Origin of the sequence: Corynebacterium sp. c3Ub_189 (assembly GCF_039907195.1) — a bacterium.
Taxonomy (GTDB): Bacteria; Actinomycetota; Actinomycetes; order Mycobacteriales; family Mycobacteriaceae; genus Corynebacterium.
The window spans coordinates 1-625 of the sequence record NZ_JASBOF010000066.1; the positions used below are offsets into that span (position 1 = coordinate 1).

Here is a 625-nt window from a genome sequence, read left to right on the forward strand (position 1 = left end):
CGTTGCTCTCGGCATGCCTGCCGCATCCAAAAGGTATTGCAGACGATGCCGTGACTTGAGGATGACAATCGCCTGAACTTTCAGGCGTGTCCCTGATTCCTCAAGTCCCGCAATTTTTTTAGATATGCGTTTTCCGCTTCCAACCGCGCGATCTGGCGACGCAGCTTCGCTTCCTCCGAAAGCGGCTTCGGCGTGACCGAACCCTTGGGCCTGCCCTTCGGCTTCGGTTTTAGTGCCTCATCGCCACCATTACGCCATTTCCTCGACCATCCGCTGACCAGCTTCTCTGATGACAGGCCAAACTCGCGCGCAAGATTCATCGCTGTCTCACCAGAAAGGTGGCGTTGGACAACTTCCTTCTTGATTTCGAACGAATACTGCTGCTTAGTCGGTTTTTCCACAAGACATAGTCTGCCATGCAGTTTAAACCGACGATAGAGCATACGGGCGGCGTATTTGGAGACACCAAGAGCAGTAGCAGCGGCACGATAGCCTATGCCTTGCTCAAATAGTTCAACCAACTGCTCCCGCTGATGCTCACTCACCAAACTTCGGGCTCTCAATGAAAACTACTCCCCACTAATCGGAAACTGATTTCTCAGTCCAACTAATGGGGAGCAGTTCA

At 52.5% G+C, this 625-nt stretch carries 1 pseudogene; it reads right to left on the bottom strand.

Annotated features, from left to right (window positions below):
- A pseudogene (locus QKD99_RS11530) lies at nt 1-424 on the bottom strand (helix-turn-helix domain-containing protein); the annotation flags it as partial.
- Nucleotides 425-625: the final 201 nt, after the last annotated feature.